The sequence below is a fragment of the Peptidiphaga sp. genome (genome assembly GCF_057238965.1).
The window spans coordinates 1-8,427 of sequence record NZ_DBHHEV010000098.1; the positions used below are offsets into that span (position 1 = coordinate 1).

General features: G+C 63.2%; 9 protein-coding genes. 8 read left to right on the plus strand and 1 reads right to left on the minus strand.

Annotation, left to right across the window (positions count from 1 at the left end; translation table 11 throughout):
* Nucleotides 1–37: 37 nt before the first annotated feature.
* Nucleotides 38–919 carry a TetR/AcrR family transcriptional regulator gene (locus ACO48X_RS09815; RefSeq protein ID WP_485001909.1) on the minus strand — a complete coding sequence of 294 codons (882 nt, stop codon included), beginning with the start codon at nucleotides 917–919 and terminating at the stop codon, nucleotides 38–40.
* A gap of 292 nt (nucleotides 920–1,211) precedes the next feature.
* On the opposite strand from ACO48X_RS09815, the gene ACO48X_RS09820 reads away from it, so the two are divergent.
* The 8 genes from ACO48X_RS09820 to ACO48X_RS09855 form a co-directional block, all read left to right on the plus strand.
* The gene (locus ACO48X_RS09820; RefSeq protein WP_485001910.1) at nucleotides 1,212–2,225 is read left to right on the plus strand and encodes a zinc-binding dehydrogenase; all 1,014 of its coding nucleotides are present in this window, start codon (nucleotides 1,212–1,214) and stop codon (nucleotides 2,223–2,225) included.
* The gene (locus ACO48X_RS09825) at nucleotides 2,216–2,620 is read left to right on the plus strand and encodes a hypothetical protein (protein ID WP_485001911.1); all 405 of its coding nucleotides are present in this window, start codon (nucleotides 2,216–2,218) and stop codon (nucleotides 2,618–2,620) included. Before ACO48X_RS09820 ends, ACO48X_RS09825 begins: the two co-directional genes overlap by 10 nt.
* A gap of 190 nt (nucleotides 2,621–2,810) precedes the next feature.
* Entirely contained in the window at nucleotides 2,811–3,356 is a 546-nt protein-coding gene (locus ACO48X_RS09830) for a hypothetical protein (RefSeq protein WP_485001912.1), read from the plus strand.
* A gap of 38 nt (nucleotides 3,357–3,394) precedes the next feature.
* A complete protein-coding gene (locus ACO48X_RS09835; protein WP_485001913.1) occupies nucleotides 3,395–4,039 on the plus strand; it encodes a hypothetical protein in 645 nt (214 codons plus the stop codon).
* A 16-nt stretch (nucleotides 4,040–4,055) separates the two neighbouring features.
* Nucleotides 4,056–4,610, plus strand: coding sequence for a hypothetical protein (locus ACO48X_RS09840; RefSeq protein ID WP_485001914.1), 555 nt, complete (start codon nucleotides 4,056–4,058; stop codon nucleotides 4,608–4,610).
* Nucleotides 4,611–4,799: 189 nt separating this feature from the next.
* Nucleotides 4,800–6,452, plus strand: a complete 1,653-nt coding sequence (locus ACO48X_RS09845; RefSeq protein ID WP_485001915.1) for an MFS transporter — start codon at nucleotides 4,800–4,802, stop codon at nucleotides 6,450–6,452.
* Nucleotides 6,453–6,468: 16 nt separating this feature from the next.
* Entirely contained in the window at nucleotides 6,469–7,986 is a 1,518-nt protein-coding gene (locus tag ACO48X_RS09850) for a sensor histidine kinase (RefSeq protein WP_485001916.1), read from the plus strand.
* A partial coding sequence (locus ACO48X_RS09855) for a response regulator (RefSeq protein ID WP_485001917.1) occupies nucleotides 7,983–8,427 on the plus strand: 445 nt, incomplete at its 3' end. The genes ACO48X_RS09850 and ACO48X_RS09855, both read left to right, overlap by 4 nt.

The window sequence follows — 8,427 nt, forward strand, 5'->3', positions numbered from 1 at the left end:
CCCCGGCGTCGTCCTAAGCGCCGTCCCCGGCGTCGTCCTAAGCGCCGTCCCCCGCCCCTTCGACGTCGACGTGCGTTTCGCTCTCCGCGCCGTCACGCGCCCCGTTCTCGGCAACGGAACCGAGCTCGTCGAGAATCGCGGACAGGTGCGCGATGCGCTCGGAATTCCACACGACGTCGGGGTCGGGCTCGAAGTAGGAAAAGATCAGGCCCACCAGGTGGTACGCGGGGTGCGTCCACTCTTCGACGGCGGTGGAGCCCCAGGCGGCGACGCGGAAGGTGCGCGTGGCGAAGTCGGGGTCGTTGAAAGCGGCTATGGCAAGCCCGTAGCCCATCGCCCCCGAGGCCTCGGCGAGGAGCTCAAAGCCTCCGTCGGGGTCGATGCCCGGAATGAGCCTGTAGCCGAGCATGCTCGGCAGGCCCCTGAAGACGTTCGCGCGGCGGCTGACGAGTGCGACGGCCGCCGACCGGAGGGCGTTCTGCGCGTTCTCTCGCACTGCGTCGTCGCGCAAACCGCGGCAGGTGGCCGTCAGACCGTAATAGAGGTCCGTTCCGGGGGAGGCGAGTATGCGTTCGAAGTCGGCCTGGGTCACCATCCTCAAGCCGGTCACCGTGGCGTTGCGGCGCTGCTGCGGGTCCTCCCACGTTTCGATTCCGGAGTCCAGGAGCGGGCGGAGGAGGCGTATGTCCTCGAGCCCGTCCGTCGTGAACTCCACGCGCTGCACCGCGGCCGAGACGACGTCGGCCAAGAAAGCCTGGCGGGACGGCCATTTGCGGTAGGCGGTGGCGCGGCTGACCCCCGCCTCCTTGATGATGTCCTCAAAACTGATCCGGTCGATCGTCACCGCGAGGCCGCGTTCGTGGATTTGGGCCAAGGCGCAGTCGAGCATGCGGGCGCCGGCGGCGTCCGTGGCCTTCATTTTCCGATGCTGCGTGAGAGGTTCGGTTCGTTGTGGCGCTGCGTTGGGCGTCATCCTCATAGGACCATTCTTGCAGAGATCGAAGTTTTCAGTTCCCGTGGAATTCACATGGTTCTCCTTGGTAAGGCTTGGATTCCAAGGCGACGAAACCGTTGGAACGCGCCTGCCGTACCGCCGCAACGCATCGCTGTAGATTTTCCCTTTCGCTCGGGGACGGGAGCGGGTAGCCTGAACGGGCGGGTCCGCCGAACTCGGACGGACGCCTTATGGACACCCAAGAAAAGGGAGAGCAATGCGCGGAGCAGTCATCTACGGCAAGGGCGACGTTCGATTCGAGGAGCGAGAGGATCCCCGCATCCTCGAGCCTTCCGACGCCGTGGTCCGCACCGTCGCCACATGCGTGTGCGGCTCGGATCTGTGGCGTTATCGCGGGATCAACGAAGTGCCTGAGCCGACGCCGATCGGCCACGAGTACGTCGGGGTGGTCGATGAGGTCGGCGACGCGGTGAGGGGTGTCAAGCCGGGCGAGTTCGTCGTCGGCGGATTCAGGACGAGCGACAACACGTGCCCCGTCTGCCGCAAGGGCGCCCACGCAAACTGCCAGAACGGAACGGGCTACGACGGCTGTCAGGCAGAAAAGATCCGCGTGCCCAACGCCGACGGCACCCTCGTTGCGGTTCCCGGGGAGGTCGGCCGCGACCTCGTCCCCAGCCTTCTGACGCTTTCGGACGTGGCGTGCACGGGGTGGCACGGCGCGGTTTCGGCGCTCGCGGGGCCGGGCACGAGCATTGCCGTCGTCGGCGACGGCGCAGTAGGGCTGTGCGCGGTGCTTGCGGCCAAGCAATTGGGGTCTGAGCAGGTGATCGCCATGAGCCGCCACGCCGACAGGCAGGAGATCGCCCGCGAGTTCGGAGCGGACGTCATCGTCTCCGAGCGCGGCGAGGAGGGGGCTGCGCGAGTGCGGGAGCTGACTGAGGGGATCGGCGCCGACGGCGTCGTCGAAGCGGTCGGAACCGCGAGCGCGCGCGACCAAGCGGCGCTTTGCGTGCGCCCCGGCGGGATGGTCGGCGTGGTCGGGGTGCCCCACGGCGGCCTGAAAGACGACGGGCTCTTCTTCCGCAACGTCGGAGTGTGGGGCGGGATCGCGCCCGTTCGCCGCTACCTGGATCAGCTCGTCCCGCTGGTGGTGGACCGCAAGATCAATCCGGGGAGGGTTTTCGACCTGCAGCTTCCGCTCGCCGAGGTCGCCGAAGCCTATGCGGCCATGGACGAGCGCCGGGCCACGAAGGTGCTTTTGTGGCCGTGAAGCAGCCGGCTCCCGCGCCATTGAACCGAATCGACGTTCTGCTCCTCGGGGTGGGCCTCGCCGTGGGAGCCTTTGCCGCTGCTTGCGGCGTTTACGCCGTGTTCCACGGCGGGGAACGCGTGGGGCAGGACGGCGTGGCGAACGCCTTTGCGGCGATCGCCTGCGCGGGGCTGGGGCTCGCGGTGTGCGGAGCGATGCGGCGCAGGCGCGTCGCCTCCGGCCTCGGCCTCATTTTCACCGCCCTTGCCCCGGCGGGGCTCGCCTGGCTTGCGGGGATGCTGTCCGCGTTGATCGGCGTCGTTCTGATTGTGCGTGCCTCGAGCTTCGCCGATTTGCTCTTCGATCGCGAGCGGCTCAACGAGGAGGCCGGCGAAGACGCGGGCAACGCCGCCTGAGGATGCGAACGACGCCGACCGGGGAGGGCTAAGGAACAGCCGACGGAAAACTAGTACAAATTACAAAAAACAAATGAGAAACCCTTGCCTCATTCAATGTGTCCTAGGTAATATAAAATTATAAGCGCATCCATAAAGCCACACATTTAACTTGACAATGGTGGCTTATACCGTTTTGGAGGTAAAACTCATGAAAACCACAAAGTTCGCGTTAATAGCCGCATTGACGATTTCGGGCATTCTTGCCCCGCAAACCGCCTCTGCCTCGGACCGGGTTTCTCCTTCCGGCGCTGTTTCCGCTGCTACTGCCCACCCTTCTGACGATCCCGCGAAAACGGATACATCTGATGCAACGGTGAGAGGTGGCTCTGAGTCGGCAAACAGACCGCAGGAGGTGTTCATTGGTCTGGTTGAAGCGCACGACGCGCATCTATCCGGGGGTGACGTGTCTGGCCACGTCACGTGGAAACTCCTCAGCGGCACATCTAGGAAGCTACAAGTAAAAGCAACCCTTAGAGCTCAGACATCATGGTTTTCCTATTCCACGATGGCGTCTTCTCGTCGCAAAAGTGTTTGGCCTGGCGGTGGCCGTGGCAAAGCTGCGGTGGCTCGCTACAAGTGCAACGGCAAAGAAGACACTAAATGGTATACGCTCGGGGAAATCTATGCTCCGGGGGCGCAGAAATCTTATGGCCGTGCTTCCAGCAAAATTATTTCCAGGGAGTGCGGCGTTTGAGAAGCACTAATAATGACGCCCATGTCCGCAGATCCATTGTGCTCATCATGCGTGGGCATGTTTTGGAACATATCCGTGAGGCTCCTGCGGATGTCGTGGAGCTAGACTTCGCTGACGTCTTCTTTCAAATGAGCCATGCCCTTGGAATCGAGGGCGAACGCGACAGTTTGATCGGCCAGTGGGAGACGGTTTTCCTCTACGATGACGAGTCGTTGATGGAGGGGGACTATCTTGCCTCCGGCTTGCGGGGCGAGATCACCTATCCGGTCGATGCCGACATCCCTGTCGCGCCGTTCCTCCAAGTCGCCCAGCTGGTCTTAGAAGTTTATGCTCGTTTCGTTTTGAGCGAGGTTAGAGTCATCTTTCCGTCCAGGAGAGGGATTATCAATTGCCAGACAGATCTCTTTAGACGGTTACGAGATCAAGACCGAAAGGTGCGCGAGCCTTTCCCTGAGCCGTCGAAGGGAGAGGCTCGTGACTTTTCTCTGTTGATTCGCACTATCGATTCGGACCAAGTCAAAGAGCCGAAGGAAGAGCTTGTTCTTTTTGATAAGCCCATGCCGCGCTCGGAATGGAGTTTGAGGGCGATCGGCAACTTGTGTTCGAGCATGATCGATGACTACCTTCCATACATCTACGGAGGAAAGAATGTTGAATTCCTCTTTCGCAAGGAAAATCAGTAGTGTATCGATTGCGGCGATGATCTTCGTGTCAGCATGCGGAGAACGTGACTCGGGTCCGCAAGCCAGTACCGCCCATTCGCCTTCGGCCGCTGAACGATCCGTCGCTCAGCGGCCGCTCGTGCTGCATGTGCAATCCGCCGTCGGCCGATCGTCTTTCTCTGCCGACTCGCGCATCAATTCGCGACTGAACACCCCGATGTCCGATGAGATGCCAGCGCCAAAAAGATGGCATCTCTATTCTCATTCCGGGCATGACATACGCCTGACCGTTGAGAATTGCGATTCGATCGACGTACTCGAGTTCGTCGCTTATCCTCAGGGTCTCAACACTCAGGGGATTCCGAAAAGTCATAGATACGGGCTCGTATGCGGTCCCGAGGAAGGGCGCCCCGCTTGTAAAGGCCAAGCGGCGGGATCTGAGACAAAAAGAAACAATCAGTTGGATATCGCATCAACGACGGTCCAAGACGCCGTCGGCGACAGCACACACTTCGCAATAGCTGGGATATGCATCCAACACGATTCGGGCGAGGATCTCGGCTTTATTTTCTTCTTCCGCAAGGCCGCATGACTGTATGCATCCGCGTCCGCCGATCGGACGACGCGGGCCTGGCCAGTTTGCCGGCGCGAGCGCCCTTTCCCGGTTCCTAACCTTGTGTTGCGGTCGAAATCACGGCCGCGGCAGGATGCCCGAAGGCTGGACGTGAAGTCTCGGTCGGACCGACGAATGCTCAGCCGGGGCGCAAGGGAAAGGAAGCCCATGCTGAACAAGGGCAAACGGCGGTCTGGAACGGTGCTTGCGGGACTCATCGCAGCCGTGTCAATGACGACCGTCGATCAGACGATAGTTTCCGTCTCCTCTCAAACGATCGCGTCAGGTTTGGGATTGGATTCTTCAGGAATCGAATGGGTGGTCAACGCCTACCTGCTGGCGGCGGCGGCCGCCTTCCCTCTGGGCGGGAAAATGGCCGACGCCTGGGGCTACAGGCGAGTCATGCTTGCGGGAATAGCCTTGTTCTCCGCGGGGAGCGCGCTGTGCGGGGCCACGCCGGCCGCCTTGGCGCAGTCGTGGATAGTCGCGGCGCGGGTCGCGCAGGGGGTCGGCGCCGCGCTCATGTTCCCTGCCGCGGTGGGAATCCTCATCGCCTCTTCGAAAGAGCGGGACCGGGCGAAGTCAATGGCCACGTTCTTCGCCATAACTGGGGCCATGACGGCCATCGGGCCTGTCGCGGGCTCGTGGCTGGTTCAGTATTCATGGCGGTACATTTTCTTCGTCAACCTTCCTTTGGCTCTGATTGCCTCCGGCCTTGTCCTTGTCGGCTTCGTCGGCGCAAAAGACAGCGACGGCGCGGCAAACGTCGCTGGGGCGGCAAACGTCGGCGGCGCTGGAAAAGCAGACGCCGTCGATCTTCGAGACGCAAAGCCCTCCGATCGGACGATCGATTGGACGGGCGCCGCCATTGCCGCACTCGCCATGGTCCTTCTTATTTTGCCGTTGAAGAAAGGCGGCGATGTCGGCTGGTCCGATCCGCGAATCCTCGCCAGCTTTGGCGGTTCGCTCGTTCTATTCCTGTGTTTCTTTCTGTTGGAGCGCCGCACTGCTCGGCCGGTCGTCGACGTCAGGGCCTTCGCAAACAGGGCCTTTACACTCTCGGCGCTCGCCACACTCGTCGCCTCGGCCGTCTTCATCCCGCTCATGTATTTTGTGAGCGTGTACGGCCAGCTCTCACTCGACTTGACCGTCGGGCGGGCGAGTGGGCTTATCCTTGCGTTTTTCGTCGGCTTCCTCGTAGCGTCGCAGTTTGGGGCCAGGCTTTTCGACAAGCGGGGGATTGCCGCCGTTGTGCTGATCGGCGGGGCAGTGGCGGCAATCGGCTTTTTCTTGCTGTGGCGGCGCGCGGGAGGATTGGCGTCCGGCCTGCCTGCGGCCGGCGACCTCACCTGGCAGCTCGGATGCGCAGGCGCAGGCATAGGATTCATGTTCAGCCCCGCTGCGACCGACATGGTCAATCGGGCCGCCGAATCGGCGTACGGAGAGACGACGTCGATCTCCCAAAGCATGAAAAATCTCGGGGGAGCCCTCGGGATGGCGGTTTTCGCGTCGGTCAGCGTCTCGAAGTTCGCCGACGCCGTCTACCGAGGGCTCGGCGGCTTTGGAATCACGCGAGAGCGCGCCTCGGAGCTGGCGGCAAAAATAACGTCCGGCCACGCTCAGTCCGGGCGGGCGCCCGGCGGAGGGAGCGTGAAGCGGGCTGCCATAGACGCCGTTCGCAAGGCATACGCGGAGGCCGCCGGCAGCGTATTCTTGGCGATGGCCGTCGCCTGCGCGCTGCTGATCGTCATAGCCCTCCTATATCCTCGGTCTGCGTCGCCCACGCGGCAAGCGAAGAGCCAGGAGGCGCAGACGCAATGAAACGAGAGAAAATGCAATGAAACGAGAATGGACGCTGTACTTCGCCGCGTCGACGGCGCTCCTGGCGCTGTACATCGCGTCAAGGTTCGCTTTGGATCGCGGGGCGGCCGGGGAAGCCGCGCGGACAAATCCCCTCGCGGTTGTCGTCGCCTGCACGCTCGTCTCCGTTCCGACTTTCCTTTTCGCGACTTTGGCGAGCCGAAGCTGGAGATACGGCCCCGTGGTCGGCTCGCGAGGCGGATGGGCGTTTGCGGCAGTGACGGTCGCGAGCGTTTGGGGGGCGGCTTTCGCCGATCGGAACGCCCTCCTCGCTCAGATTTACGCGATTCCGGAGCTCTTCATCGTCCTCGCCTACCGCAGAGCGCTTGCAGCTGCCGCCGTCATGAACTTCGGCCTCGTCGCGGTGCAGGCGCTCGGCGGTGAGCCCACATTCGACAATCTGTCCAAGTGGGCGGCGTCGGCCGTCGCCGTGGTGGTTTTGACCGGGCTATTCGGCAAACCCATCGATTTGCTGGCCGAAACGAATATGAGGAATCGGGAGCTTGTAGAGCAACTTCAGGCTCGCAACGCGCAGATCGCCCGCCTGTCGCACCTCGAGGGGACGGCGCGCGAAAGGGAGAGGATCGCGCGGGAAATGCACGACACGATCGCTCAGGGCCTCGCCTCGATTCTGGCTTTGGCGCGGGCGACGGCAGCCGAAGTCGCACAGGCGGGCGGCGCCGCACCGTCGGCGATGGGCGTTGCGCAAGCGGCGAATGCCGCGGCGCCGGCGAACGTCGCCGGAGAAAATCGCGAGGCGTCGCGGCATTTGGCCATGATCGTCGAGCTTGCCCAAGAATGTCTGGACGACACTCGCCGGATGATCGCCGACGCGAGCCCGCGGGCGCTGGACGGGCGCGGATTGGCGGAGGCTGTGGGCAGGGCGGCGGATCGGCTCGAACGCGAGGGAATTATGGTGGCACGCTCGCTCGATTCGACGCTTCCGCCTTTGCCGCAGCCTGCGAGGGTCGCCATCCTTCGCATCGCGCAGGAGGCGATTGCCAACGTCGCCCGGCACTCCCGGGCTGTCAATGTTGCGGTTTCGCTTCGGTCCGTCGCGGGAGCGGTGGTTTTGGAGGTTCGCGACGACGGCGTCGGTTTTGACTCTGCAGCGGTGGGCGCCGTCGGTGCGGAAGTCGGCAGCTCCTCAAATCAAGCGGCCTTGCGGAGCCGACCGAAGCCCGCGGACGAGGGTCGAACTGGCCTTCCTCGCGTGCGGAGCGTGTCGCAACGAGGCCGCCTGAGGCGTGCGCCGGAAGGAGACGATTCGGGTTTCGGGATCTCCGACATGCACGGCAGGGCGGCGGACCTGGGCGGCAGCGTGAGCATCGACAGTTCGCCCGGGCGCGGAACCCGCGTCCTCGCGCGAATTCCGGTTGAAGCCCCCGCCGTGGAGAATGCGGCGCCGGCCGCAGGCCCGACGTCGCGAGAAACGGCGAGCCAGCTCTCGCAAGAAGCCGCGGACTCGGCGTCGCAAGGAAAGGAAAAGGAATGATCTCGATCGTCATGGCCGACGACCATCCGATGATTCGCGAGGGAATCAAGAGCATGATCGAAAAGTACGCGAATCTCAAGGTGCTCGGCGAGGCGTCGGGAGGCGCGCGTGCGCTCGAATTGGTTGAAGAGCTGCGCCCGGACGTTCTGCTTCTCGATCTGCGCATGCCCGACATGAGCGGCTCGGACGTGGCCCGCAAGGCGCTTCAAATCTCTCCTGACACGAAGATCCTCATTTTGACGATGTACGACACCGATCGCGACATCCTGGCCGCCATTGAGGCGGGCGCCAGCGGCTACGTGCTTAAGGACATCGAGCCCTTCCGCCTGGCGGAGGCGATTCGAGCGACTGCCTCGGGACGCACCGTGCTCGATGAAAGGGCGGCGAGAGCCGTGACGCAGAGCGTGAGAGGCGGCTCTTCGGCCGACGGCGGAGTCGAAG